The organism is Agromyces intestinalis (assembly GCF_008365295.1).
Classification (GTDB): domain Bacteria; phylum Actinomycetota; class Actinomycetes; order Actinomycetales; family Microbacteriaceae; genus Agromyces; species Agromyces intestinalis.
The window spans coordinates 1,413,012-1,439,192 of the sequence record NZ_CP043505.1 but is presented as its reverse complement, the minus strand read 5'-3'; the positions used below and the strand labels follow the sequence as shown (position 1 = coordinate 1,439,192).

At 72.1% G+C, this 26,181-nt stretch carries 23 protein-coding genes and 1 tRNA gene; 17 read left to right on the top strand and 7 right to left on the bottom strand.

Annotated features, from left to right (window positions below; translation table 11 throughout):
* Nucleotides 1-17 precede the first annotated feature (17 nt).
* Entirely contained in the window at nt 18-341 is a 324-nt protein-coding gene (locus FLP10_RS06635) for a DUF4229 domain-containing protein (protein WP_149160154.1), read from the bottom strand.
* A gap of 120 nt (nt 342-461) precedes the next feature.
* Between FLP10_RS06635 and FLP10_RS06630 the strand changes: the two genes are divergently transcribed.
* The 3 genes from FLP10_RS06630 to FLP10_RS06620 all read left to right on the top strand — a co-directional run bounded on the left by FLP10_RS06630 (nt 462) and on the right by FLP10_RS06620 (nt 3,884).
* Entirely contained in the window at nt 462-899 is a 438-nt protein-coding gene (locus FLP10_RS06630; RefSeq protein WP_149160153.1) for a PLD nuclease N-terminal domain-containing protein, read from the top strand.
* Complete coding sequence (gene menD, locus FLP10_RS06625) at nt 892-2,811, top strand: 2-succinyl-5-enolpyruvyl-6-hydroxy-3-cyclohexene-1-carboxylic-acid synthase (protein WP_149160152.1); 1,920 nt, start codon at nt 892-894, stop codon at nt 2,809-2,811. The genes FLP10_RS06630 and menD overlap by 8 nt, the downstream gene beginning before the upstream one ends.
* Before the next feature lie 218 nt (nt 2,812-3,029).
* The gene (locus tag FLP10_RS06620) at nt 3,030-3,884 is read left to right on the top strand and encodes a polyphosphate kinase 2 family protein (protein ID WP_149160151.1); all 855 of its coding nucleotides are present in this window, start codon (nt 3,030-3,032) and stop codon (nt 3,882-3,884) included.
* A 29-nt stretch (nt 3,885-3,913) separates the two neighbouring features.
* Here FLP10_RS06620 and FLP10_RS06615 read toward each other — a convergent pair whose 3' ends face one another.
* Nucleotides 3,914-5,185, bottom strand: a complete 1,272-nt coding sequence (locus tag FLP10_RS06615) for an isochorismate synthase (RefSeq protein WP_246150238.1) — start codon at nt 5,183-5,185, stop codon at nt 3,914-3,916.
* A 169-nt stretch (nt 5,186-5,354) separates the two neighbouring features.
* On the opposite strand from FLP10_RS06615, the gene FLP10_RS06610 reads away from it, so the two are divergent.
* The 5 genes from FLP10_RS06610 (at nt 5,355) to FLP10_RS06590 (ending at nt 11,238) form a co-directional block, all read left to right on the top strand.
* Nucleotides 5,355-6,029 (top strand): cell wall protein, encoded by a 675-nt coding sequence (locus FLP10_RS06610; RefSeq protein ID WP_246150237.1) that lies wholly within the window; start codon nt 5,355-5,357, stop codon nt 6,027-6,029.
* 10 nt (nt 6,030-6,039) lie between these two features.
* Nucleotides 6,040-7,845: a DUF4012 domain-containing protein gene (locus FLP10_RS06605; protein WP_149160150.1), complete on the top strand. Its 1,806-nt coding sequence runs from the start codon at nt 6,040-6,042 to the stop codon at nt 7,843-7,845.
* A gap of 35 nt (nt 7,846-7,880) precedes the next feature.
* A complete protein-coding gene (locus FLP10_RS06600; RefSeq protein ID WP_149160149.1) occupies nt 7,881-8,597 on the top strand; it encodes a demethylmenaquinone methyltransferase in 717 nt (238 codons plus the stop codon).
* 140 nt (nt 8,598-8,737) lie between these two features.
* Nucleotides 8,738-9,859, top strand: coding sequence for a polyprenyl synthetase family protein (locus FLP10_RS06595; protein ID WP_149160148.1), 1,122 nt, complete (start codon nt 8,738-8,740; stop codon nt 9,857-9,859).
* Nucleotides 9,859-11,238 carry an FAD-dependent oxidoreductase gene (locus FLP10_RS06590; RefSeq protein WP_246150235.1) on the top strand — a complete coding sequence of 460 codons (1,380 nt, stop codon included), beginning with the start codon at nt 9,859-9,861 and terminating at the stop codon, nt 11,236-11,238. The genes FLP10_RS06595 and FLP10_RS06590 overlap by 1 nt, the downstream gene beginning before the upstream one ends.
* Before the next feature lie 7 nt (nt 11,239-11,245).
* On the opposite strand, the gene FLP10_RS06585 is transcribed toward FLP10_RS06590, so the two are convergent.
* Nucleotides 11,246-12,613: a transaminase gene (locus FLP10_RS06585; protein ID WP_149160146.1), complete on the bottom strand. Its 1,368-nt coding sequence runs from the start codon at nt 12,611-12,613 to the stop codon at nt 11,246-11,248.
* Nucleotides 12,614-12,704: 91 nt separating this feature from the next.
* On the opposite strand from FLP10_RS06585, the gene FLP10_RS06580 reads away from it, so the two are divergent.
* From FLP10_RS06580 to FLP10_RS06570, 3 genes are all read left to right on the top strand, one after another.
* Nucleotides 12,705-13,364 (top strand): prepilin peptidase, encoded by a 660-nt coding sequence (locus tag FLP10_RS06580; RefSeq protein ID WP_149160145.1) that lies wholly within the window; start codon nt 12,705-12,707, stop codon nt 13,362-13,364.
* A 48-nt stretch (nt 13,365-13,412) separates the two neighbouring features.
* Entirely contained in the window at nt 13,413-14,465 is a 1,053-nt protein-coding gene (locus FLP10_RS06575) for an alpha/beta hydrolase (protein ID WP_149160144.1), read from the top strand.
* A 253-nt stretch (nt 14,466-14,718) separates the two neighbouring features.
* Nucleotides 14,719-15,675, top strand: coding sequence for a hypothetical protein (locus FLP10_RS06570; protein ID WP_149160143.1), 957 nt, complete (start codon nt 14,719-14,721; stop codon nt 15,673-15,675).
* An 86-nt stretch (nt 15,676-15,761) separates the two neighbouring features.
* On the opposite strand, the gene FLP10_RS06565 is transcribed toward FLP10_RS06570, so the two are convergent.
* Complete coding sequence (locus tag FLP10_RS06565; protein WP_149160142.1) at nt 15,762-16,250, bottom strand: YajQ family cyclic di-GMP-binding protein; 489 nt, start codon at nt 16,248-16,250, stop codon at nt 15,762-15,764.
* A gap of 126 nt (nt 16,251-16,376) precedes the next feature.
* Entirely contained in the window at nt 16,377-17,393 is a 1,017-nt protein-coding gene (locus tag FLP10_RS06560) for a LacI family DNA-binding transcriptional regulator (protein WP_149160141.1), read from the bottom strand.
* Nucleotides 17,394-17,602: 209 nt separating this feature from the next.
* On the opposite strand from FLP10_RS06560, the gene FLP10_RS17380 reads away from it, so the two are divergent.
* Nucleotides 17,603-17,770 carry a hypothetical protein gene (locus FLP10_RS17380; protein ID WP_168209119.1) on the top strand — a complete coding sequence of 56 codons (168 nt, stop codon included), beginning with the start codon at nt 17,603-17,605 and terminating at the stop codon, nt 17,768-17,770.
* 10 nt (nt 17,771-17,780) lie between these two features.
* Nucleotides 17,781-18,458: a PH domain-containing protein gene (locus FLP10_RS06555; protein ID WP_149160140.1), complete on the top strand. Its 678-nt coding sequence runs from the start codon at nt 17,781-17,783 to the stop codon at nt 18,456-18,458.
* An 83-nt stretch (nt 18,459-18,541) separates the two neighbouring features.
* Here the strand turns inward: FLP10_RS06555 and FLP10_RS06550 are convergent, their stop codons facing one another.
* Complete coding sequence (locus FLP10_RS06550; protein ID WP_149160139.1) at nt 18,542-19,900, bottom strand: ABC transporter substrate-binding protein; 1,359 nt, start codon at nt 19,898-19,900, stop codon at nt 18,542-18,544.
* Nucleotides 19,901-20,006: 106 nt separating this feature from the next.
* Nucleotides 20,007-21,650: a glycoside hydrolase family 13 protein gene (locus FLP10_RS06545; protein WP_149162122.1), complete on the bottom strand. Its 1,644-nt coding sequence runs from the start codon at nt 21,648-21,650 to the stop codon at nt 20,007-20,009.
* A 176-nt stretch (nt 21,651-21,826) separates the two neighbouring features.
* Here FLP10_RS06545 and FLP10_RS06540 point away from each other — a divergent pair, with 176 nt between their 5' ends.
* The 4 genes from FLP10_RS06540 (at nt 21,827) to FLP10_RS06525 (ending at nt 26,152) form a co-directional block, all read left to right on the top strand.
* The gene (locus FLP10_RS06540) at nt 21,827-22,846 is read left to right on the top strand and encodes a LacI family DNA-binding transcriptional regulator (RefSeq protein ID WP_149160138.1); all 1,020 of its coding nucleotides are present in this window, start codon (nt 21,827-21,829) and stop codon (nt 22,844-22,846) included.
* Nucleotides 22,847-22,952: 106 nt separating this feature from the next.
* Nucleotides 22,953-23,037 (top strand) — tRNA-Tyr (locus FLP10_RS06535).
* 53 nt (nt 23,038-23,090) lie between these two features.
* Nucleotides 23,091-23,915 (top strand): inositol monophosphatase family protein, encoded by an 825-nt coding sequence (locus FLP10_RS06530; protein WP_149160137.1) that lies wholly within the window; start codon nt 23,091-23,093, stop codon nt 23,913-23,915.
* Between the two features lie 1,166 nt (nt 23,916-25,081).
* Nucleotides 25,082-26,152 (top strand): M23 family metallopeptidase, encoded by a 1,071-nt coding sequence (locus tag FLP10_RS06525; RefSeq protein WP_149160136.1) that lies wholly within the window; start codon nt 25,082-25,084, stop codon nt 26,150-26,152.
* Nucleotides 26,153-26,181: the final 29 nt, after the last annotated feature.

The window sequence follows — 26,181 nt, the reverse complement described above, 5'->3', positions numbered from 1 at the left end:
CCTGACGCAGCTCGGGGCTACTCGGCTTCGGGCTCGCGCGGCGCGGGTCGGGGGGCAGGGTCGGATGACTCGGCCTGGGCCATGCCGTCGATCACAGCGTCCTCGATGTCGTCGTCGACGCGCTTGACCGGCTGCTCGCGGTGGCGCGCGGCGTACAGGTCGCTCGACATCGCGTCGCGCGCCCGGCGGAGGAACACGAGCGACGCCGCGAGGCCGAAGAGCGTCGCCACGGCCACTGAGATCCACGGGTCGACGCCGGCGATCATGAGCACGACGAGCGGCACGGCGAACAGGGCGACGCGCAGCACGGTGTACCAGATCCAGACGGGCACGGATTTCACTCGGACAGTCTAGGCAGGCCGTGCCTGAGCATCCGCCGGAGGCGCAGTACCGCGCAGCACAGCCGGGCCCGCTCGTCAACTCCCAGCCGACTGTGACCGCGGCGTGCCTATACTCAGGGCATGCTCCGAGTCTGGTTCGGACTTGCCGTCGCCGCAGCCGTGTTCATGATCTATTCGGTCGTCGACTGCGCGCTGTTCGACCGCACCCGGATCCGCGGCGTCGCCCGCGGTTGGTGGATCGTCATCATCCTGTTCGTGCCCGTGATCGGCGGCGTCCTCTGGTTCTGGATCGGCCGTGGCCCGTCCGCTCGGGTGGGTGGCCGTCGTGGCGGCCCGGTCGCGCCCGACGACGACCCCGATTTCCTGCGTCGCCTCGAGCGCGACGCGGCGCAGGAGGAGCGCATCCGCCGGCTCGAGCAGGAGCTCGCCGAACTCGACGACGACGCGCCCGATTCGCAGGGTGAGCCCGGCGGACGACCCGAGCCACGGCCGCATCGCGACCCCGGCCCCGACGGCGCGGCGGGCGAGGCCGGCCCGAGCGGTCGGCCGAATGCCTGAGGCGGGCGCCCCCGAGGGGCGACCCGCGCCCTACAGTCCCGCGAGCAGGTACGCGGCGGCGCTGCTCGCGGAGTTCGTGCGCGCCGGAGTGACCGACATCGTCGTCGCCCCGGGGTCGCGCTCGCAGGCCCTCGCACTCGCCGCGGCCGATCTCGAGGCCGAGGGCCGGGTGCGCCTGCACGTGCGGATCGACGAGCGGGGTGCGGGGTTCCTCGCGCTCGGGCTGGCGCTCGAGTCGGGTCGCCCCGCGCTCGTCGTCACCACGAGCGGCACCGCGGCGGCGAACCTGCACCCCGCCGTGCTCGAGGCCCACCACGCGGGCGTTCCGCTCATCGCGCTCACCGCCGACCGCCCCGACGAGGTGCGCCGCACCCGCTCGAACCAGACCACCGTGCAGCCGGGCATCTTCGGCGAGGCGGTGCGTCTCGACCGCGACGTCGGCGCGCCGACCGGCGGGGCCGACGAGCCCGAGGCCGCCGCGGCGCTGGCCCGCCGAGTGCTCGCCGCCGCGCACGGCACCGACGATCGCGGCGTTCCCATCGCGCACCCGGGGCCTGGCCCCGTGCACCTGAACCTGCAGCTGCGCGAGCCGCTGTCGGGTGCGGCGCACGATGCGGGGGATGTCTCGGCGCAGGCCGACCCCGACGCGCAGGCCGCGGCATCCGGTCGCACCGCCGCATCGCCCGGCGATCCGTATGCCGGCCCGAACGCTCGCTCGCATTCGGGGCCGAACGGCGGCCCGAACGCCGGCGCGCATTCCGGCGGAGCATCCGACGGTGCCGAACCGATCGGCAACCCCATCGAACCCGGCCCGCTCACGCTCGTGGTCGCCGGGGCCGGCGCCGGCGAGGGCGCCGAGGCGTTCGCGCGCGAAGGGGGCTGGCCGCTGCTGGCCGAGGTGTCGAGCGGTGCGCGATTCGGGCCGAACCTCGTCATCGCCGCCCGCGAACTGCTGCACGAGCCGGGCTTCGGCGATCGCGTCGAGCGGGTCGTCGTATTCGGCCACCCGACCCTGACCCGCGAGGTGCCCGCGCTGATCGGCCGCGACGGGGTCGAGGCCATCGTGGTCGCGCCGAGCGGCATCGAGTGGTTCAATCCGGGCCACCGGGTGCGGCGGTTCGAGCGGGCCGTGCACGCGGCATCCCACGAACCGACCGCCGAAGACCGCAGCTGGCTGCGCCGCTGGGTGCACGCGAGCCGGGCGCTGATCGACGCCCTCGACGAACCCGAGCCCGCCGACTCCCTCGAGAGCGGCGTCGACGAGACGGGGCACGTCACCGACTTCGCCGCGCAGCGCGCGTACCTGAAGGCGCAGCTCGATCGCATGCACGCGCCCGTGACGCGGCGCATGCTCGTCGAGGCGGTCTGGTCGGCGACCTGGCCGCACGACCGGCTGCTGTTCGGAGCATCCCGGCTGATCCGCGACGCCGACCGCACCGTGCCCGGCCGGCGCATCCGGGTCTACGCGAACCGCGGGCTCAGCGGCATCGACGGCACGGTCGCGACCGCGTTCGGCATCGCGGTCGCGAGTCAGCAGCCGGCGCCGGGCGAAGAACCGGATGCTCCGCCGCCCGCCGCGGCGGGCGTGACGCGCGCCGTGATCGGCGATCTCACCCTGCTGCACGACGTCGGCTCGCTGCTGCTCGCGCCGGGCGAGGCGCGACCGCGCCTGCAGCTCATCGTGGGCAACGACGGCGGCGGCACGATCTTCGACGCGCTCGAGGTCGCCGCGAGCGCCGCCCCCGATCGGTTCGACCGCGTGCAGTACACGCCGCAGTCGGTCGATCTGGCCGTACTCGCCGCCGCGTACGGCTGGGAGTACCGTCGCGCGGCGACCCGCAGCGAGCTCGCGGAGGCCCTCGGCACCGCGGTCACCGGCCCGAGCGTGCTCGAAGTTCCCCTCGAGCGCTGACCGGGCGCGCAGCCGCTGCGCTCGCGCTCCGCGCCGCTGCCGCGCCCGCGCTCCGGCCGCCCGCGGATCAGGAAGAATCGCGCGACACGCCGACGATCGGGTGTCGGCACTCGGCGTGCCGCGCGCTGCTTCCTGATCCGCGCAATCGCGCATCGCGCATTCCCCAATCGCGCGGCAGGCGACAGGATGGGAGGACGCGACGAGGGAGGGGCCGTGCGATGACGCGGGAGACCTACTGGAGAGAAGACCCCGCTGAACTGCTGCGGGCACGGCCGGGGATCCGACTGACCGAGGTCGACCCCGACTCGCATCCCGGCATCCGGGGCTCGAAGTCCGACGGCGAGGAGGAGCTCGTCGAAGGCGCGGGGATCCTCGCCGACCTGCAGGAGCTGCTGTTCGCGAACAGCCGGCTCGGCGATCGCCGGCGCATCCTGCTCGTGCTGCAGGCGATGGACAGCGCCGGCAAGGGCGGCATCGTCAAGCACGTCATGAGTGCCGTCGACCCGTCGGGCGTGCAGCTCACCTCGTTCAAGAAGCCCACCGAGGAGGAGCTCGGCCACGACTTCCTGTGGCGCATCAGCAAGGCTTCGCCGGGCCCCGGCATGATCGGCGTGTTCGACCGCTCGCACTACGAGGACGTGCTGATCGGGCGGGTGCGCGAGCTCGCCCCGCCCGAGGAGATCCAGCGGCGCTACGAGGCGATCAACGAATTCGAGCGCGGGCTCGTCGCGGGCGGCGCCACCATCATCAAGGTCATGCTGCACATCTCGCGCGATGAGCAGCGCAAGCGACTCGGCGCCCGGCTCGACCGACCCGACAAGCACTGGAAGTTCAACCCGGGCGACATCGACGAGCGCGAGCTGTGGGATGACTATCAGCGCGCGTACGAGGCCGTCTTCGAGCGCACCTCGACGCTCGAGGCGCCGTGGTACGTCGTGCCCGCCAATCGCAAGTGGTATGCGCGGCTGGCCGTACAGCACCTGCTCATCGAGGCGCTCGAAGGCATGGCGCTCGAGTGGCCGAAGGCCGACTACGACGTCGTCGAGCAGCAGGCGCGACTCGCGGTGAGCTGAATCCGGTGAGCTGGATCCGGTGAGCTGGATCAGCCGCCGAACGCCTCGACGATCGGCCGGAACTTCATCACGGTCTCGGCGAGTTCGTCGGCGGGCACCGAGTCGTGCACGATGCCGCAGCCCGCGTACGCGGTGACGGTGCCGTCGGGGTCGACCTGCGCGCACCGCAGCGCGATCGCCCACTCGCCGTCGCCGTCGCCGTCGACCCAGCCGACCGGGCCGGCGTACCGGCCGCGGTCGAACCCCTCGAGCTCGTCGATCACACGCAGCGCGATCTTGCGCGGCGTGCCCGCGACGGCCGCGGTCGGATGCATCGCCCGCACCAGGTCGAGCGAGCTCGACCCGTCGCCGAGCGTGCCCTTCAGGTCGGTTGCGAGGTGCCACAGGTTCGGCAGCTGCAGCGTGAACGGCTCGGGGCTCGCGTCGAGGCGCGCGGTGTGCGGTTCGAGGCGGTTCACCGCGCTGGCGACCGCGAGGGCGTGCTCGTCGAGGTCTTTCGCCGACGCGAGCAGCGTGGTTGCGCGTTCACGATCGGATGCCTCGCCGGCGCCCCGCGCGATCGTGCCCGCCAGCACCCGCGACGACACCTGCCCGTGATCGACCCGCACGAGCGTCTCGGGGCTCGCGCCGATCAGCCCGTCGACCGCGAACACCCACGTGTCGGGGTAGTCCTCTCCGAGCCGGTTGATCGTGGCGCGCAGGCCGTCGTCCTCGTGCAGTTCGCCGACGAGCTGGCGCGCCAGCACGACCTTCTGCAGGTCGCCGGCGTCGATGCGCCGCACGGCCTCGGCGACCGAGCGCTCGTATCGGGTCGGCGTCACGGAGCCCGGCGAGAACGCGACCCGCGGCACGCGTCGGCGGGGCGCGGGCTCGGGCAGCACCAGCGTCGCGGATGCCTCGTCGCCCGAGACATCCGCCTCGTCGATGTCGCCCGTGGCGAGCGAGATGCGCGTGACCCAGGCGCGCCCGTCGCGTCGGCCGAGCACGAGCTCGGGCACGATGAGCGCGCTCGGCGCGGCCGAGTCGTCGGCGAAGGCGAAGGCGCCGAACGCGACGAGGCCCGTGCCGGGCAGCCCCACCCGATCGTCGACGTCGGCCTCCTCGGCGAGCGCGCGCCACGCGGCGGCCGCGTCGTCGATGCGCTCGGCGCCCGACGACTCGATGCGCAGCACCTCGCCGAGCCCCACGATGCCCTCGCCCCGTCGCAACCAGACCAGGGGGTTGCGCGGGTCGGCGCGCGGAATCAGGGGTTCGGTCTCGTCGACCGCGATCGTGCGAACGGACAGCCGGGGGTGATGCACGGCGTCCAGCCTACGCCGGGCGATCCGAGTGGCCGGAGCCCGGGGCGGGGCGGGGCGGGGCGGAGTGACCCCCAACACGGGGGATGGCGGAGCGCGAGTCGAATGCGTAGGTTCAGTCAGAGTCGGCAGCACCCCCACCTACCCGAATCGCCGGCTCCCGGAGGACGTTGTGTACTCGAGAGTTCTCGCTGCCCTCATCGTCGTCGCCGCGGGCGTGCTCGCCGTTCCGGCGCCCGCGAGCGCGGAGGACTATGTTCCCGACCCGCCCGGGCGACTGACCCTGGCCGGTTCCACGGTGTCGCCGAGCTGCGAGGCCGACGTCCCGTGGATCGACTATCGGGTCGTGCTCACCGATCCCGACTCGCAGGCCACATCGCACGAAGCGACGCTCGTGCTGAGCGGCGGGGGCAACACGCACTCGATCCCGCTCGGCACCATCGGGTCCGATGGCGTGCTCACGGGTCGAGTGCTCTGGCCGGGCGCCTCGATCGGAGCCGACGGGCGTGGCGACGGCTGGCCCGGCTGGGCGTTCGTCGATGGGGAATGGGTCGAGACCGACGGCAACTTCGCGTGGACCCGACAGGAGATCCAGGCCGAGATCACGGTGAACCCCGAGATCCCGGTGGCCCTCAGCTACCCGCCCGCGACGCCGCTGTGCCTCGTCGCTCCTCCGGCCGAGGCGTCGCCGGCGGGCGGCGATGCCGCGTCGGCGACCGACCCCGGACTCGCCTCGACCGGTTTCGACGGTGCGGCGTGGATCGGCATCGGTGCCGGCGCACTCGGATTGATCGCGGTCGGCGGCATCGCGCTCGCGATCGCCCGTCGGCGACGCACCAGCGAGTAGTCCGGGGCGCATGACCCGGGCACCGCGCGCAGAGGCGCCTGCACCGCGCCGCCGCAGGCTGCGCGTGGTACTCGGCGTACTCGTGCTCGCCGCGGTCGCGGTCACGGCCGCAGCGGCGTGGATCGGCGTGCGCGCACTCACGGCGAAGCAGGAGCTCGAGGCCGCGGTTCCCGTCGTCGAACGGATCGTCGACGTCGCACAGGCGGATCCGACCGAGCTCGGGGACTCGATCGACGAGCTCACCGCGCACACGGCGCGCGCCGTCGAACTCACCGACGATCCCGTGTGGCGCACCGCCGAACACCTGCCCTGGATCGGCGACGACCTCGCCGCCGTTCGCACGCTCGCCGCGGTGGGCGACCGGCTCGCCCAGCACGTTGCGAAACCGCTGGTCGGCGTGGCGGGGCAGCTCTCCGGCGACGGCTTGCGCATCCGCGACGGCCGGTTCGATCCGGCGCCGCTCGCCGCGCTCGGCTCGGCGGCTTCCGGCGTGGGCGCCGAACTCGCCGACGCCGCGAACGCGGTGGCCGCGATCGATCGCGAGGGACTCGTCTCCCCGGTCGCGCACGCCAGGGATCGACTGTCGGACCTGCTCGAGCAGGCGCGCCCGTACGCCGAGGCGATCTCGACCGCGGGGCCGCTCATCGCGCCGATGCTCGGGCTCGACGGGCCACGCGACTACCTCGTGCTCATCCTCAACAACGCCGAGGTGCGCGCGACCGGAGGGATTCCGGGCGCACTCGCGGTCGTCCACGTCGAAGACGGCACGATGGATCTCGAACCGATCCGCTCGAACTCGGACATCCCCGCCTTCGACGCGCCCATCCTGCCGCTCGGCACGGCAACGGCCGACCTGTACGGCTCGCTGCCCGGCCGGTTCGTGCAGGACGTCACGATGACGCCCGACTTCGACGAGACCGCGCGGTTGGCGCGTGCGTTCTGGGCCGGTGCGACCGGAGTGCAGGTCGACGGGGTCATCGCGGTGGACCCCGGCGTGCTCGCCGCCTTTCTCCGCGCCATCGGAGCGGTCGAGGTCGACGGTCTCACGTTGACGGCCGACGACGTCGTGCGCCAGCTGCTCGTCGATTCGTATCTGCGTATCGACGACCAGGGGACGCTCGACGCCTTCTTCGCCGACGTCGGGCACGCGGTCTTCGCCGCGGTCACGTCGGGCGGTCACGATCCGCGCTCGCTCGTGGATGCGGCTGTCTCATCGGCGCAGGACGGACGCATCTCGATCTGGAGCGCGCACCCCGACGAGCAGGCGGTGCTCGCCGACACCGCCCTCGGCGGACCCCTCGCCGCGCTCGATGCCGCGGGCCCCGACTCGTACGGGGTCTACTTGAACGATGCCACCGGCGGAAAGTTCGACCCGTTCCTCGACCTTGCGGTCGACGCCGGCACTGTCGAATGCCGCGCCGACGGCCGGCAGGAGGTGGTCGTGCGCGTGACCGCGACGAGCACGGCGCCGAACGATGCGTGGCAGAGCCTGCCCCGGTACGTCACGGCCGGCCGGCCGCAGGGCTACGGGGTCGACGTCGGCGTAATGGCGGTCGACGTGGCGGTCTACGGGGCACCCGGCTCGTATCAGGGGTCGGTGCTGGTCGACGGCGAGCGGGTGCCCGCCGCCACGACGACCGATGACGGTCGGCCCGTCGCGTACACCCGAATCCAGATGCTGCCCGGGCGCACGTCGGTGCTCGAGGTGCGGTACGTGGCATCCGAGCCGGGCGCGGTGCGGCCCGTCGTGCGGCACACGCCGACCGTCGGCCCCGTCACGGTCGGCACGTGGGAACCCGCCTGCGAGGCGCAGTGAGACGCCCGGCAGGGCCCGCCGCCTAAGCTGGTCGCATGCGTGCAGACCTCGGCAAGGACCCGTCGCAGGTGTCGGCGATGTTCGACGGGGTCGCGGCCCGCTACGACCTGACGAACAACGTGCTGTCGGTCGGCAACGCCCCGCTGTGGCGGGTGGCGACGACCCGCGCCGTCGACCCGAAGGCGGGCGAGAAGATCCTCGACGTCGCCGCCGGCACCGGCACGTCCAGTGCCAGCCTCGCGCGCAGCGGGGCATCCGTCGTGGCCGCCGACTTCTCGCCCGGCATGATCGAGGTCGGCCGGCAGCGGCAGGCGCACGTGCCGAACCTCGTGTTCGTCGAGGCCGACGCGACCGACCTGCCGTTCGGCGACGACGAGTTCGACGCCGTGACCATCTCGTTCGGGCTGCGCAACGTCAACGACCCGCAGCAGGCGCTGCGCGAGTTCCTGCGCGTGACGAAGCCGGGCGGCCGGCTCGTGGTGTGCGAGTTCTCGCACCCCGCGAACCCGCTCATGCGCACCGGGTACGACGTCTACCAGCGCTGGATCATGCCCTCGCTCGTGCGGCTCACGAGCTCGAACGACACCGCCTACGAATACCTGAACGAGTCGATCGGCGCCTGGCCCGACCAGGCCGCGCTCGCCGCACGCATCCGCGCCGCCGGTTGGAGTGAGGTGGCGTACCGCAACCTCACCGGCGGCATCGTGGCGTTGCATCGCGGGCGCAAGCCCGGCACACCGCCGGTCGAGTAGCGGGAAGCGCGTATCGAGACCCCCCGACGGGACCTCACGAGGTCTCGGTACGCTCGCCGGCGCTCGCTCCTCGACCCGCGGGGCGACCCCCGCACACCCGCGGAGCATCCGTGCAGGAAACCTCCCGATAGGCTGATGGGGTGAAACCGAGCGTTCCCGCGCTGCGCCGCGGCTCCTCGCTCGCGGCCAACCTGGGCCTCAGCGAGCGGGTCTTCGCCTCGGCGGCAGACCGCGCGATGGCCAAGGCCATCGACGACGGACTCGACCGTGTCGAGGCCGGTCTCGTCGACGAGGTCGCGTTCGCCGACCCGATCGCCGGGGCATCCGCCCGGTACCTGCTCGAGGCGGGGGGCAAGCGCGTGCGCCCGATGCTCACCCTGCTGACGGCGCAGCTCGGTGACGGCGTCACCGACGCGGTCGTGACCGCCGCGCAGGCGATCGAGATCACGCACCTCGGCAGCCTCTACCACGACGACGTCATGGACGACTCCGAGCGCCGCCGCGGCGTGCCCAGCGCACAGACGGTGTGGGGCAACTCGGTCGCGATCCTCACCGGCGACCTGCTGTTCGCGCGTGCCAGCCAGTTGATGGCGCGGCTCGGCGAAGGCGCCATCCGGTTGCAGGCCGGCACGTTCGAACGGCTCGTGCTCGGCCAGCTGCACGAGACGGTCGGCCCGCAGCCCGGCGACGACCCGATCGAGCACTACCTCGCCGTGCTCGGCGACAAGACCGGTTCGCTGATCGCCGCCGCCGCGCAGGCCGGCATCATCTTCTCGGGCGCCGACCGCAGGTTCGAGCAGCCGATCGTCGACTTCGGCGAGCGCATCGGCGTCGCTTTCCAGCTCATCGACGACGTCATCGACCTTTCGTTGCAGCCCGAGCAGACGGGCAAGGTGCCCGGCACCGACCTGCGCGCCGGGGTCGTCACGCTTCCGCTGCTGCGGTTGCGCGAACTGGCCAAGACGGATGCCTCGTCGGCCGACCTGCTCGATCGCATCGAGCGCGACGTGCTGCCGGCCGACCCGCTCACGCTCGTCGACCCCCTCGACACCAACACGCAGGCCGCACGCGTCGTGCCCTCGAAAGAGACGATCGACGCCATCGTCGCCGAACTGGGCGACCACCACGCCACCCGCGCCACGCTCACCGAGGCGCACCGATGGGCCCGCGAGGCGGTCGACGCGCTCGCGCCGCTGCCCGACGGCCCCGTGAAGAAGGCGCTCACGCGCTTCGCCGACACCATCGTGGAGAGATCGAACTAGTGACGAGGAACAAGCTGCGCCTGGCCATCGTGGGCGCGGGCCCCGCCGGAATCTACGCCGCCGACATCCTGCTGAAGGCCGAGCGCAACTTCGACGTCTCGATCGACCTGTTCGATCACCTGCCGGCGCCGTACGGCCTGGTCCGATACGGCGTCGCACCCGACCATCCGCGCATCAAGGGCATCATCACGGCGTTGCGCGACGTGCTCGACCGCGGCGACATCCGCATCTTCGGCAACGTGCGGTTCGGCACCGACCTGACCCTCGACGACCTCAAACGCCATTACAACGCCGTGATCTTCGCGACCGGCGCAGTGAAGGACGCCGACCTGAACATCCCCGGCATCGAGCTCGAGGGCTCGTACGGCGCCGCCGAGTTCGTGAGCTGGTTCGACGGTCACCCCGACGTGCCCCGCACCTGGCCGCTCGAGGCGAAAGAGGTGGCGGTCATCGGCAACGGCAACGTCGCGCTCGACGTGTCGCGCATGCTCGCCAAGCACGCCGAAGACCTCATGGTCACCGAGATTCCCGACAACGTCGCCGAGATCCTGAAGGCCTCGCCCGTGACCGACGTGCACGTGTTCGGCCGTCGCGGCCCGACGTCGGTGAAGTTCACACCGCTCGAGCTGCGCGAACTCGGCGAGCTGCGCGACGTCGACATGATCGTCTCCGACGAGGACTTCGACTACGACGACGCCGCGCGCGCCGCGGTGTCGGGTAACAAGCAGGTCTTCGTCATCGACAAGGTGCTGCAGCAGTGGCGCCAGCGCGAGGTCGGCCAGGCGTCGCGGCGCCTGCACCTGCACTTCTTCGCGAAGCCGCTCGAGATCGTCGACGACGGCACCGGCCGGGTCGGCGCGATCCGATACGAGCGCACTGCGCCCGACGGCGAGGGCGGCGTGGTCGGCACCGGCGAGATCCGCGAGCTGCCGATCCAGGCGATCTACCGCGCCGTCGGGTACTTCGGGTCGCCGCTGCCCGGCGTGCCGTTCGACACGAAATTCGGCGTGATCCCGAACCACGAGGGCCAGGTCATGGTGCACGACGAAGAGACCGGCGACGCCCGCCAGGTCTACGGCGTCTACTGCACCGGGTGGATCAAGCGCGGCCCGGTGGGGCTCATCGGGCACACGAAGTCCGATGCGATGGAGACCGTGCGGCACCTCATCAACGACCTCGGCAACTGGTGGAACCCCGAGTCGCCCGACGAGGAGTCGATCGTCGAACTGCTCGACGAGCGCGGCATCCGCTGGACCGACCTCGACGGGTGGCACCGACTCGACGAGCACGAGCTCGCGCTCGGCTCCGCAGAGGGGCGCGCCCGCATCAAAGTCGTGCCGCGCGACGAGATGGTCGACATCTCGCGCGGCGAGGCGTAGGCGCAGCTCACCCCACCAGCTCGGCCACGACGGCGCGCAGCGTCTCGACGTGGGTCGAGACATCCGCCGCCGTGGTCACCGGGCTCATCAGCGCCATGTTGTGGAACGGGGTGAGCAGGATGCCCCGGTTCGCGAGCGCCAGGTGCAGATGGTCCTCGAGCTCGGCGTCGGCGGCCGCCGCGGCGGCCGTGCCGGTGGTGGGGGAGGGGTCGGCGAAGCGGAACTCGGCGCGCGCGCCGAGCCGGTTGATCGACCACGGCAGCGCGAACTCGTCGATGATCGCCTGCACACCCGCGGTGTACTCGATCGAGCGGGCGGACATGTGCTCGAACGCGGCATCCGTCAGCACCTGCTCGAGCGTCGCGCGCATCGCCGCGACCGAGAGCGGCGACCCCGCGAGCGTGCCGCCCACCCCGCCCATGTCGATGAGGTCGAGGTCGGTGCGGCCGAGCACCCGATCGGCGAGCTCCGACGAGAGCCCGTACGCGCCGCTCGGCACGCCGCCGCCGATCGCCTTGCCGATCACGACGACGTCGGGCTCGAGGCCCCAGGCGGTCGTCGCACCGCCCGGGCCAGCCGAGAACGTGTGGGTCTCGTCGATGATGAGCAACGCGCCGTACCGGCGGGTCAGTTCGCGCACGCCGGCGTGATAGCCGGGCTCGGGCAGCACGATGCCGATGTTCGTCAGCGCCGGTTCGATGAGCACCGCCGCGACGTCGCCGTGCGCGAGTTCGCGTTCGAGCCCGTCGAGGTCGTTGAACTCGGCCACCCGGCTGGTCTCGGCGACGGGCACCGGCGCCCCCACGTTGCCGGGGCGGTCGACGCCGCGCCCGTCGGGGCCGACCACGATGAGCGATTCGTCGACGCTGCCGTGATAGCAGTACGCGTGGAACAGGATCTTGGGCTTGCCCGTGATCGCGCGCACCAACCGGATCGCCCACCGATTCGCGTCGGTCGCGGTCAGCGAGAAGCTCCAGACATCCATGCCGAATCGGCGGGTCAGCTCGGCGCCGACCCACTCGGCGTCCTCCGTGGGCATCATCGCGGTGAGGCCGCCGAGCTCGCCGATGCGCCGCTGCACCGCCTCGACCACCGGCGCGGGCGAGTGGCCGCCCATCGCGCCGGTGTCGCCGAGTGCGAAGTCGAGGTATTCGTGCCCGTCGAGGTCGTGCACGCGGTTGCCGCGGGCGCGGTCGAGATACAGCGGGAACCCGCCGGCGGTCTTGTTCATCCAGGTCATCGGCACCCGGCCGAACAGATGCCGGGCGTCGCGGTAGGCGGCGGCCGACCGCGGGTTGCGCTCGGCGAAGCTGCGGCGCTCACGGCCGGCGAGCTCGGCGAGGCGGGTGCGGTCAATCGTGGTGCGATCGCTCACGGAGGCTCCTTCGGGTCGGTGCGGACGCTGCGAGCGTACCCGGTGTGGACCCCGCGCCTGCGTGGCGCGACGCAGGCGCTACAGTCTCGTCATGCCGGTCGCCACCTCTGCCATCGTGCTCATCGCGGGCGTGCTCGGCGGCGTCATCGGCTGGTGGCCGCTCGCGGCGTGGACCGAGCGGCAGCTGCGCGACGATCGGATGCAACGGCGCACCGTGCGGGTCGTCGCCAGCCTCACCACCGCCGTCGTGTGGGGCGTCGTGACGTGGCGGTTCGCCGACGCGGACGGGCTCGCGGTGCTGCCGGCGATCCTCGCGTTCACGGCGGCGTCGACCGTGCTGTCGATCGTCGACCTCGTCGAGCACCGGCTGCCGAACCCCGTCGTGCTCGCCACCCTCGTGATCGTCGGCGCGCTGCTCGTCGTCGCGTCGGCGGTGTCGGGCCGCTGGCTGTCGCTCGCGTGGGCGCTCGCCGGTCTCGCCGCGATGTTCGGGGTCTACCTGCTGCTCGGCCTGCTCGTGCCGAATGCGATGGGCATGGGCGACGTCAAGCTCGCCGCCCCGATCGGCATGCTGCTCGGATGGTTCGGGCTCACGACCTGGGTCGTCGGGCTGGTCGCGGCGTTCCTGGTCGGCGGGGTGATCGCGATCGCCGCGCTCGCGCTGCGCCGGGTGTCGTGGCGCGGGTCGATCCCGTTCGGGCCCGCGATGCTGGCCGGCGCGCTGATCAGCCTGCTCGTCACGGCGGGCTGACGAGGCATCCGGCCCGATCGCCCTAGGGTGGGAATCGGGGGAGGGGACGTGAGCGCACCGACTGGGCCGACGCGATGGGAGCCCGACGTGCTCGGAGCCGGGTTCGAGCGCCTCGAGCTGCCGCTCGGCGACGACGACGAGGGCCCCGTCGTCGCGACACTGGTGCGCTACCGGCCTGCGCCCTCGGCGCGCCGGGTGTTCGAGGCCGTCGGCATCGGCGGGCGCAGGCCCGCTGCCGGCGCGGACGTGCTGTACGTGCACGGCTGGAGCGACTACTTCTTCAACCCCGAGATCGCGCGCTACTGGGCCGGTGCCGGGGCGCGGTTCTACGCGCTCGACCTGCGCAAGTACGGGCGGAGCCTGCGCGAGTGGCAGACGCCCGGATACGTCACCGACCTCGCCGCGTACGACGCCGACCTCGCGGCCGCGCTCGCGGCGATGGGGCGGGCGACGGATGCCTCGGGGCCCGGCTCGGCTTCAGGCGGAGCATCCGCCCGACCGCTCGTGCTGATGGGGCACTCGACCGGCGGCCTCGTGCTCTCGCTGTGGGCCGCCCGCAACCCGGGCCGCGCGTCGGCGCTGGTGCTGAACAGCCCGTGGCTGGAGTTCCAGCTCAGCCGCCTCGGGCGCGAGGCGATCGCGCCCGCCATCGTGTTCGGCGCGCGCATCAACCCGATGGGGCCCATGCCCAACGTCGACCTCGGGTTCTACACTCGCTCGGTCGACCGGGCGCAGGGCGGCGAGTGGGAGTTCGACCACGCCTGGCGGCCCGACCGCGGGTTCAAGGTGCACCCCGCCTGGCTCACCGCGATCCTCGCGGGCCACGCGACCGTCGCCGCCGGCATCGATGTCGGCGCGCCCGTGCTCACGCTGCTGTCGGCACGGTCGATGATCCAGCCCCGGTGGGACGAGGGGATGCGCGCGAGCGATATCGTGCTCGTGGTCGACGAGATCGCCGAGCGCGCCACCCGCCTCGGGCCATCCGTGAGCATCGCCCGCATCGACGGCGCCCTGCACGACGTGCTGCTCTCACGCGAGCCCGCGCGCGCCGCGGCGTACGCCGCCATCACCCGCTGGCTGCGCGGTTACGCCCCGCGCTAGCTGTGATTCGCCGGGCCTGTCCCGCCGCGCCGTGTCGGCCCACCGATAGAGGCCGATTCCCCCGATAGAGGCCGATTTGCGTGGTGGAGCACCCATCGGGATGTGCTCCATCACGCGAACGTGGCTCCGACGGACCTGAAGGCGAGTCGGCGAGTCGGCGAGTGCTCCTCCACATCGGGACCGTGTCGCGCATGCGTGCACCCAAAGGCCCAGTGCGGCTTCAGGTCGCCAACGACGGGGTGAGCATGAGGGCGTGCATGCATCGCTTCCCGAAGGTCCGCATGGGTTCGTGCTCGCGAGAGTGGCGCGCGAGCGCGGGCTCGACGCCGCACTTCGGGCGCAGGTGGCCGATGGCTCGCTCGAACGCGTGCGGGTCGGCGTGTACCGACGGGCGGAACGACGCCCCGCCTACGCGCGGCAACGGTACGCCGAGATCGTGCGCGCCGCCGCGTTGAGCCTCGCCGCGCCGGTCTTCACCGCATACTCCGCTGCCGCGGTGCTCGGGCTGCCGATCCTCGCGCAGACCTGGCCTCGCGAGGTGTTCCTCTTATCGTCCGCCCGCACCGGTCGGCGTCGCACCGGCGTGATCGAGGTCGGCAACCTCGGCTGCAGCGAGTGCGTCGAAGTCGGGGGCATCGTGATCACGAGCGTGGAACTGACGCTCATCCAGCTCGCGAGGATCGCGCCGCTCGCCGATGCGCTGACCGCCATGGACGCGGCTCTGCGGCGGCCCCGTCGCACGAAGGATCGACCCGCGCTGACGACCATCGATCGTGTGCGTGCGCTGCACGAGCGGCTGCTGCCGTATCGCGGCAGCAGCAAAGTCGAGGCGGTCCTCGGTCGCGCGACGGACTCGAGCGACAGCCCGCTCGAAACGGGCAGCCGCCTACTCTTCGAAGAGCAGGGGTTCGAGGCGCCCGCCTTGCAGCACCCGATCCCGCTTCCCGAACTCGGGTTCACCGCGTTGCTCGATTTCCACTGGCGCTCGGTCGACGCGGGGGCCGAGGCCGACGGTCGCGGCAAGTACCTGTCGGCATCGACGGAAGCCTCAGCGGCCACGGTGATCAGGGAGAAGGATCGCGAGAACGCCGTACGCCGGCGCCTGCGTGCATTCGACCGGTGGGACTGGAACGAGTTCCGCGCCGTGCGGCCGGTGGTCGAACGGCTCATCGCGCTCGGCGTCCCTCGGCGCAGAGGCTACGGCCGGTGACGGCCGCTGCGGGACTGAACCGGATCTGTGCGACCGAACCTCGAATGAATCATGTTCATTCGCGCAAACCTGGTTCCATGGCGGAGTCAGCGGAAGTTGGTGAACTGCAGGTCGACGTCGAGGTCGGCGGCCTTCAGGAGGCGGATCGTCTCTTGCAGGTCGTCACGGCTCTTCGACGAGACGCGCAGCTCGTCGCCCTGGATCTGGCTCTTGACCGTCTTGGGCGCCTCGTCGCGGATGATCTTGCCGATCTTCTTCGCGTGCTCCTGGTCGATGCCGTTCTTGAGCCCCACCTCGATGCGGAACTCCTTGCCCGACGGGTACGGCTCGCCCGAGTCGAGGCTCTTCAACGAGATGCCGCGCTTGATGAACTTCGACTGCACCACGTCGAGTACCGCCTTCACGCGCTCTTCGCTCGAGGCCTTCAGCAGGATCTTCTCGCCGCTCCACTCGACCGAGGCGCCGACGCCCTTGAAGTCGTAGCGCTGCTCGATCTCTTTGCGGGCCTGATTGACCGCGTTGTCGGCCTCCATCTTGTCGACCTTGCTCACGATGTCGAACGTCGAATCTGCCATGCGCGTCAGTCTAGCGAGGGGCGCGAGGGGCGCGAGGGTCGCGAGGGGCGCCCGGGGCGCCACCGGCGCGAGAGGCGCCCGGGGCGCCACCGGCGCCACGGATGCCTCGGAGCTCGCGCCGCGGCGCTACTCGGCGGGTCGGGCGGTCGACGCGCGGACCCGCAACTCGAACGGAAGCGGCGTCGCCGACGGCTCGGCGCGGGACTTGCCGGGCTCGAGCTCGTCCATCAGCAGTTCGACGGCGTGCTCGCCCTGCCCGCGGGGGAACTGCGCGACGGTCGTGAGGCCGAAGAAGTTGGCGAGGTCGTGGTCGTCGACGCCGATGACCGACACGTCACGAGGCACGACCATGCCGAGGTCGCGCGCCGCGAGGATCGAGCCGATCGCCATCTCGTCGCTGGCGGCGAAGATCGCGGTGGGGCGCTCGTGCGGAACCCCGAGCAGCTGCTTGGCGGCGTGGTAGGCGCCGCGAATCGTGAAGTCGGCGGGTGCGAACCACCGCGGGTCGGGATCGATCCCCGCGTCACGCAGCGCGGCCTCGTAGCCGAGGCGCCGGTTCGTCGGCAGGTGGAAGTCGACGTCGAACTCCAGGTCGCCGCCGATGTGTGCGATGCGCCGGTGCCCGAGGCCGAGCAGATGCTCGGTGGCGAGCCGGGCGACCGCGACATCGTCGATGGTGAGCGTGCGCACGCCGGGGATCGGCCCGCCGACCCCGACCAACGGCTTGCCGAGCTCGTGCAGCCGGCGCACCTCGGCCTCGGTCAGCTCGAGCGAGATCGCGATGACGGCGTCGACCCGTCGGCGCAGCAGGAACTGCTCGAACACGGTCGCCCGTTCGTCGCCGTCGCCCGAGAGGTTGTACAGCGTGAGGTCGTACCCGGCGCGCAGCAGGGCCTGCTGCACGCCCTCGAGCACCGACGAGAAGAACCACCGGTTGAGGAACGGCACCACGACACCGACGTTGCGAGTGCGACCCGATGCCAGGCTCGACGCGCTCGATGACACCACGTACCCGAGTCGGGCCGCAGCTTCTTCGACCTTCGCTTTCGACGCGGCCGACACGTGCCCGCGTCCGCTGAGCGCGCGAGAGACCGTCGCCGTGGACACGCCCGCGAGCCGGGCGACGTCATCGATGCCGGCCATGCCGCTCCTCAGTTCGGGGACGTGTGTCGGGACGCGTGGTGAATCCGAATCCGCGGCGGATCGGGACATCCGCATCCTATCCGCCACCCCGATGCGCGACGCGCCCGCGCGCTGGTCGCGGGCTCGCCCGGGGTGCGATAGAAAAGCCGATGTCGCGCGCGTTCTGGGGGGATCGTGCCTGCCAACGTCTCGAAGGGAACCCCCACGCCGTGAAGCTCGTCAAGCGCATCCTCCTCGGGCTCGTCATCGCCTTCGCCGTCTTCTACCTCGTGACCCGCCCACAGGACGCCGCGACCGCGGTGCAGGTCGCGTTCGGCGCGGTCTGGGGCGCCGGCGTCGCGGTCACCGAGTTCTTCGTCACGCTCGCTTCGAGCTGAGGTTCGGGAGATGGGCCTGTTCGATCCGCGCATCCGCCGACATCTCATCGCCGACCAGGGCGAGGTCGTGATCGATGAGGTGCGCAAGCACTGGACGTCGCTCGTGGGGTCGACGCTCGAGATGTTCGGCGGGCTCATCGTGCTGCTGCTCGCGTTCGTGGTGCCCCCGCAGGCGTGGTGGGTGCCGGCCGCGGTCGGTGGCGCGATCGTGCTGCACGGCTGGTGGCGCATGCTCGGGCGCCACATGGATCGCTTCGTCATCACGAACATGCGGGTGTTCCGCGTGCACGGCATCCTGTCGCAGCGCATCGCGACGATGCCGCTGTCGCGCATCCTCGACATCTCGGTGCACAAGCCGATCATCGGCCGCATCTTCGGCTACGGGCACTTCGTGTTCGAATCCGCTGCGCAGGAGCAGGGACTGCGTGAGATCCGGTTCGTCGGGGATCCCGACGAACGCGGGCTCACGATCCAGCGGGTCATCCAGCAGTCCGGCCTCCGCGGGCGACCGCAGCAACCGGATGCTCCGCTGCCGATGCCGCAGGCGGCGCCTTGGCCCGGTTTCGTCGAGCGCGGCCCGCGTGACGACGAGCGCCGCGACGACGAGCGACGTCAGCAGGCGACGCAGCCGATCGACCCCGTCGACCCCGACCGCGCGAGCACGGCGCCGATCGATCTTCCGCGCTGACGCGCGTCGCGAGAACGCGGCGCACGAATGAGGGGCGGTGCCGGCCTCAACTCCGGCACCGCCCCTGCTGCACCCCGCGCGGTTCAGCCCGCGAGGATCTGTTGCGCCTGCTGCTCCGCGTCGGCGAGGAGCTCGGCGATGTCGGCGTTCTGGTCGGTCAGCACGGCCTGGATCACCGGGTCGAGGATGGCGTAGACCTCCTGTGTGTGATGGCCGGGCTCGGGCAGCAGCGGCTGCTCGAAGATGTGGTCGGTGAACGACGTCATCTGAGCGAGCGGCACGTTGACGTAGTCGGCGATCCAGCGCTGCGACTCGGCGTAGGTGGCTTCGTCGAAGATCGGCATCTCGGGGGCTCCGACGGGGGCGCCCGACTCGGCGGTGGTCTTCGCGGCGGTGACCGCGGCGTCCTCGTCGGCGAGCTTCTGCATGTAGTAGAAGTCGATCCACTTCACGCCGGCGGCCTGCTCGGCCTCGGTCGCGTTGGCCGAGACGACGGCGAGGGTGCCGCCGCCGAGCACGCCCGCGTCGGCCGAGTCGGCGAGCGGCAGCACGGTGAGCCCGTAGTCGTCGGGGTTCATCTGGTTCTGCGTGAACAGGTTGCCGTAGTTGCCGCCGCCCGACACGTACATGCCGATCTGGCCCGAGGCGAACGCCTGGTTGATGCTGCCCCAGTCGTAGAGGAAGTTGGCGCCCATCGAGTTGTCCTCCCAGCGCATGGTCTTGACCATCTCGAGCACCTTCGTCATCTCGGGGGTGTCGATGGTCGAGGTGACCTCGTCGCCGTCGACCTGCTCGAGCCGGCCGCCGAGCGCGTAGTCGAGCGTGGTCAGGATCCACCCGCCGGTGTTCGACGACGTCATCTGCGCGTACCCGGCTACCCCCGTGGCATCCGCGATCTGCTTGGCGTCGGCCCGTACCTCGTCCCAGGTCGTGGGCGGCTGGTCGGGGTCGAGGCCCGCCTGCTCGAACAGGGTGCGGTTGTAGTGCAGCCCCTGGCCGTAGGCGGCGATCGGCACGGCCCACTGGCTGCCGTCGGCGGCCTGGCCGGCGACCGCGACGTTCTGGTTGAAGTCGCCGGCGTAGGGCAGCTCGGCGACGAGCTTCGAGATGTCGGCGAGCTGCTCGTTCGCGATGAGGCCCCGGCCATCGGTGAACGGAATGGTGAACACGTCGGGCAGGGTGCCGCCGGCGAGGGCCGCGGCGAAGGTCGTGCCATCCCAGGTGTACTCGACCGACTCGATGGTGATGTCGGGGTTCTGCTTCTCGAACTGCGCGGCGCGCTCCTCGAACGCGGCGATCGCGCCGTCGTCGAGGCCGGCGTCGATGGCGACCTGCAGCGTGACCCTGCCGTCGTCGGCGGGTTCTGCGGTCGCGCAGCCGGCGAGCGGCACGGCGAGGGCGAGCGCGGTGATCGCGCCGGCGATCTTGAATGATGACGTCATCGTCTTCCTCTTCGTCTGTGAGTGCTGTTTGTGTCTGTGGGTGCTGTGCGAGTGTCGCAGCCGGCGGCTGCGTGGATGGTGAACGGCTCGGATGGTGAACGGCTCGTCAGGTGCGGAGCCAGACCGAGGTGTCGGCGGGCAGCTCCTTCCTCTCGAGGTGGTTCCGGGCGTCGGGCGCACTCGCGAGCAGCAGGTCGCGGTGCGGCGGCAGCGCGGCGGGCCGGCTGCCGAGGTTGGTGAGGTGCAGGATGTCTCCGCGCCGCAGCGCGATGACGTCGGGGTCGGGATGCTCCGCCCAGGCGAAGCCGGTCGGGCTCGCGCCGTTGCGCCCTTCGCGGACGAGGTCGCGGCGCAGCCGGAGCATCCGTCGATAGAGCGACAGCGTGGATGCCTCGTCGCGCGCCTGCGCCTCGACCGAGAGCCCGGCCCACTCGGCCGGCTGCGGCAGCCAGGCGGCGCCTGTCGGCGAGAAGCCGAGCGAGGCGCCGGCGCGGGTCCACGGCAGCGGCACGCGGCATCCGTCTCGCCCGGGGTCGACGCCGCCGCTGCGCGCGAACATCGGGTCTTGGCGCAGCTCGTCGGGCAGGTCCTCGACCTCGGGCAGGCCGAGCTCGTCGCCCTGATAGATGTAGAGCGAGCCGGGCAGGAATGCGGCCAGCATGGCGGCCGCGCGAGCGCGCGCGAGGCCGCGGGCGTGGTCGGTCGGCGTGCCGAAGCGCTTCTGCTCGAACGAGAACGACGAGTCGGCGCGGCCGTAGCGGGTGGCCGGGCGGGTGAGGTCGTGGTTCGACAGCGCCCAGGTCGGCGTCGCGCTCAGCCCCTCGTGCCAGTCGAGCGTCTCGGCGATGGTCGCGCGCAGCGCGGAGGCATCCCACGGCTTGGTCATGAACTCGAAGTTGAACGCACCGTGCAGCTCGTCGTCGCGCAGGTAGCGCGCGAAGCGCGCGGGGTCGGCGAGCCACACCTCGCCGACGAGCAGGCGCGGGTCGTCGTACTCGTCGGCGACGGCGCGCCAGGCGCGGTAGATCTCGTGCACCCCGTCGCGGTCGAGGTGCGGGTGGTCGGGGTCGCCGGCGGCCGCGGGAGCGACCGGCAGCGAGGCATCCTTCACCAGCATCGCCGCGGAGTCCACCCGGATGCCTGCCGCTCCGCGGTCGAACCAGAACCGCAGCACGTCCTCGTGCTCGGCGCGCACGGCGGGGTGATCCCAGTTCAGGTCGGGCTGGGCGGGGCTGAACACGTGCAGGTACCACTCGCCGGGTCGGCCGTCGGGGTCGGTGGTGCGCGTCCAGGTCGGGCCGCCGAAGCTCGAGATCCACTCGGTGGGCGGCAGTTCGCCGCAGGCGCCGCGGCCGGGGCGGAACCAGAACCGAGCGCGCTCGTCGCTGCCCGGCTCGGCCGCGAGCGCGGCCCGGAACCAGGGATGCCGGTCGCTCACGTGGTTCGGCACGATGTCGACGATGGTGCGGATGCCACGGGCGGATGCCTCGGCGATGAGCCGCTCGGCGGTGGCGAGGTCGCCGAAGGCGGGGTCGATCGCGCGGTAGTCGGCGACGTCGTAGCCGCCGTCGGCCATCGGGGATGCGTACCACGGGGTGAACCAGATCGCGTCGACGCCGAGGGACTCGAGGTGGTCGAGGTGGGCGAGCACGCCCTCGAGGTCACCCGTGCCGTCGCCGTTCGCGTCGGCGAAGCTGCGCACGTACACCTGGTACACGACGGCATCGGCCCACCACGGGGCATCCGCCATGGTCGCGGTGGCGAGCGCGTCGGCGACGCGCGTCGCGGGGCTCGGCAGCGAGCTCACGTGGTCCTCTCCGGTTGCACTAGGTTTAGCGCTATACCAATCTGGCTGGGAGCGTACGTGGACGATCGCCACGATGTCAAGCGCGGCCCATACACTGATCCGACGAGAGGGGAGCGGGCATGGCCGTCACGCTGAAGGACATCGCCGAGGAGGCGGGCGTCAGCGTCATGACCGTGTCGAACGTCGTCAACGGCAAGACCGCGCGCGTCTCGCAGGCCACCATCGAGCGCGTGCGGGATATCGTCGTCGCCCGCGGCTACGTCGCGAACGCGTCGGCGCGCAGCCTCGCCGCCAGCCGTTCGCACACGATCGGGGTGCTCGTACCGGTCGCCGAGGGCGACATGCTCACGATGAGCCCGCACCATGTGGCCGTCATCGGCGGCATCGAACGGCAGCTGCGCCAAGCCGGCTACCACGTGCTGCTGCGCGGCATCACCGAACCCGCCGAGGTCGGCGAGGCTGTGCAGGAGTGGGGGCTCGACGGCGCGGTGCTCCTCGGGTTCCTCGATGCCGAGATCGACGCGCTGCCCGCGCACGGCGTGCCCCTGCTGGCCGTCGACAGCTACTCGCTCAACCCCCGCGCCACCGGCGTGCGCAGCGACGACTTCGGCGGCGGACTGATCGCCGCGCAGCACCTCCTCGAGCACGGGCACCGCGGGCTGCTGTTCGCCGGCCCGGCCTTCGGTGCGAGCGGCGTCGTGCGTCGCCGCCACGACGGCTTCGTCGCCGCCGTCGCCGAGGTGCCGGATGCCACGGCTGAGACTGTCGCCGTCAACACGACGTACGAGGACGGCTTGGAACTCGGGCGGGCGCTGCGCTCGCGGTTCCCCGACGTCACAGGGGTGTTCGCGACCGCCGATGTGCTCGCGGTCGGCATCATGGCCGGATTGCGCGACGGCGGGGCATCCGTGCCCGAGGATGTCTCGGTCGTCGGCTTCGACAACCTCGACCTGGGGCTCTACGTGCGGCCGCGCCTCACCACCGTCGCGCAGGACCTGGGCGAGAAGGTCGCGGTCGCGGCGCGCATGCTGCTCGGCGAGATCGACGGCGAGGATGCCCCCGACGAGGTCGAACTGCCGGTGCGGCTCGAGGTGCGCGAGTCGGTCGCCGCAGCACCGACGCCGCCGCCCCGAGGCTGAGCATCGGCCGGGGGCTGGCTGGGATCGGGCTGATTTCGCCCTGCACGAGTCGGCGGGTATTCTTGTCTGGCCCCCGGTTGTGTGAGAAACGCGGTCGGGTGCGAATGGCGAGTTACCCAAGCGGCCAAAGGGATCTGACTGTAAATCAGCTGTCATCGACTTCGGGGGTTCGAATCCCTCACTCGCCACCATGGGCCCGGTCTTCGACCGGGCCTTCGTCGTTTCCGGCGGCTACCGTGGAGGAATGACCAGCCCTGGAGCATCCGATCGCCCCACGCCCGCCGACCTGCTCGATCTGGCGCGCGACATCGCCGTGCGGGCCGCCGGCTTCGCGCTCGAGTCGCGGCGCGGCGGCGTGAGCGTCGAGGCGACGAAGTCGACCCCGACCGACATCGTCACCGCCGTCGACCGGGCGACCGAGGCGATGATCCGCACGCTCATCCTCGAGGTGCGTCCCGACGACGGAGTGCTCGGCGAAGAGGACGCGACGCGCGAGGGCACCACCGGCCTGAACTGGGTCGTCGACCCGATCGACGGCACGGTGAACTTCCTCTACGGAATCCCAGCGTGGGCGATCAGCGTGGCGGTCGTCGACGGGCCGCCCGACCCCGCCGAGTGGACGGCGCTCGCCGGGATCGTCGTCAACCCCGTCACCGGCGAGGCGTTCGAAGCGAGCCTCGGCGGCGGCGCACGGCTCGCGGGCGAGTCGCTCGCGGTGAACACGGGCGTTCCGCTCGCCCAGGCGCTCGTCGGCACCGGGTTCGGGTACGACTCGGAATGGCGCCGCGAACAGGCCCGCATCGCGTCGGGGCTGCTGCCGCAGATCCGAGACATCCGACGCATCGGCTCGGCCGCACTCGACCTGTGCGCGCTCGCGGCGGGTCGGCTCGACGCGTTCTACGAGCGCGGACTCAACCCGTGGGACCACGCGGCGGGGGCGCTCATCGCGCGCGAAGCCGGCGCGCTCGTGGGTGGGCTCGGCGGCGCGCCCGAGAGCGCCGACCTGCTGGTCGCGGCCGGGCCCGGGCTGTTCGACGACCTCACCGCTGCGCTCGCCGAGATCGGCTGAGACGGCGCGCGGTCTCCGCATGGCGTGAGGAAGGGGTTCGGGGTACTCTTTATCGATCCGTTATCTCGGCGCAGTGTCCGGGATGCTCACCTCCCGCTTCCGACCGCCCCCTACGCCGAAGGTTCCACCTCGTGCCCGAGTCCCCCCTCGTGCCTGAGCACCACACGCACGGCTTCATGCCATCCGGTGCAGGCGCAAGCGGCGCGCTGACGGGGCCGGGTCGGCCGCTCACGCGGCGAGAGATTCGCGAGCGCGAGGCCGCCGAGGCCGGTGCCGCCGCGATGGTGGCGGCCGGGATGCTTCGCCCGACGCCCGCGGCGCCGACGCCGCCGACCGCATCGACGGTTCAGGATTGGTCGCCGACGGTTGCGCCTGGTGCGCCGGTTGCGCCCGCCGCGCCGGTGTCGCGGCGGGCGGCTCGGCTGGCGGCAGAGCGAGCGATGGGCCAGGCAGCCGGCGCGACGCCGACCGCGGCGCCGGCGCCCGCACCGACCGCGCACCCCGTTCCGCCGACGCCGATCGCCGGCGATGGCGCGTCGGCCAACCCGCGGCCCGCCGAGCAGCGGCGCCCCGAAGCGCCGATGACCGCCCGTCGGGCGCCTGAGCAGCACTCACCGCACCTCGCGACGCCGCACGAAGCGTCGCCCGCTCCGGCCATGCGGCGGCGGGCGCAGGCAGCGGCGCTCCAGTCGGAGGCTCAAGCATCGGCATCGGCATCGGCGCAGTTGTCGGCGCCCGCGCCGGCTGCCGCGCAGCCCCCCGCACCATCGCCTCGGCCGATTGTCGCGCAGCCGGCGCAGTGGCCCGTGAAGCCGCAGGGGCAGCCGCCGACGGCAGGGCGTCAGGCCGGGACATCCGCCACGCAGCCGCCGGTCGGTCCGCGTCCGCCGGTTGCCGACACGCCCGCCGCGCCGCCGGCCCCGAGTGCGCCGGTCGCCGGCGAGGTCCGGCCCGTTCAGCCCGCGCAGTCGCAGCCGGTGCAGTCGCAGCCGGCTCAGCCGCAGCCCCTCGTCCAGTCACCGCCCGCGCAGTCGCAGTCGGCGCAGTCACAGCCCGCGCAGCCGCAGCCCCTTGCTCCGGCGCAGCCCGCGCAGCCGCAGTCACAGCCGGTACAGTCGCAGCCCCTCGCTCCGGCGCAGCCCTCGGTCGCGCGCGAGACGAACCCCATGCCCTCGTTCGACACCCTGTTCGGGCTCGACGGCGGCTCCCGACCATCCGCACCCTCACCAGAGCGCCGCCGCCGTCGCGAGCCCGAGGCATCCGATGTCGTGCGCGAGATCGATCTCGCGATTTCGGCCGCCGCATCGACCGACTCCCCGGTGGCATCGGGCCTCGACGCGCTGTTCGCCGAGGTGGGTCGCCCCGATGCGGGCCGCCCTGTTGCCGGCCGCCCTGAGCCAGGCCGCCTCGAGGCGCCGGTGCGGCCGCGGCGAGCCGAGGCATCCGAACCTGAAGAGCCCAACCGGTCGGAGCGCGCACGCGCCGCCCGCGCGGCCGCACCCGCGCCGCGCCCTGCCGCGGCCGCCGGCCGACGACGTGCCCGCGCGGTGCGCGCGATCGCCTCGATGGGCCTGGCCGCCGGGCTCGCTCTCGCCACGTCGGTGCCCGCGATGTCGCTGCTGACGCCCGAAGACGTGCAGGCGCTCGCCCTCAGCTCGACCACCTCCGGATACGGGCGCCAGAGCCTGGCGCTCGGCGACGACGAACTGGCCACGCCGACGATCGATCGCGACGGCTACCAGCACCAGTCGATCGAGGAATACGCGGCGGCGGCCGGCATCCGACCCGAGGCGACGTTCACGAACAACCCGCTGGGAACCATCCAGTGGCCGTTCAAGGTGGGCGTGCACATCGGCGACCGCTTCGGGTACCGCGACTGCGCCGGCTGCTCGGAAGACCACCACGGTCAGGACTTCAACCCCGGCTACGGCGCCGAGATCCAGGCGATCGCCGATGGCGTCGTGTCGGAGTCGACCGACTCGGGCGGTTCGCTCGGCGTCGTCACCATGATCGACCACGTCATCGACGGCCAGATCATCACGAGCGTCTACGCGCACATGCAGTACGGGTCGCGGCGGTTCGAGATCGGCGACACCGTGAAGGTCGGCGACGTGCTCGGCAACACCGGCTCGACCGGCATGTCGACCGGCCCGCACCTGCACTTCGAGATTCGCATCGGCGGTATCGACGGCGAGTGGGTCGATCCGCTCGACTGGCTGTACGAGAACACGAACTAGCGGCGCGGCCTCACCGCACGTCGGGCCCG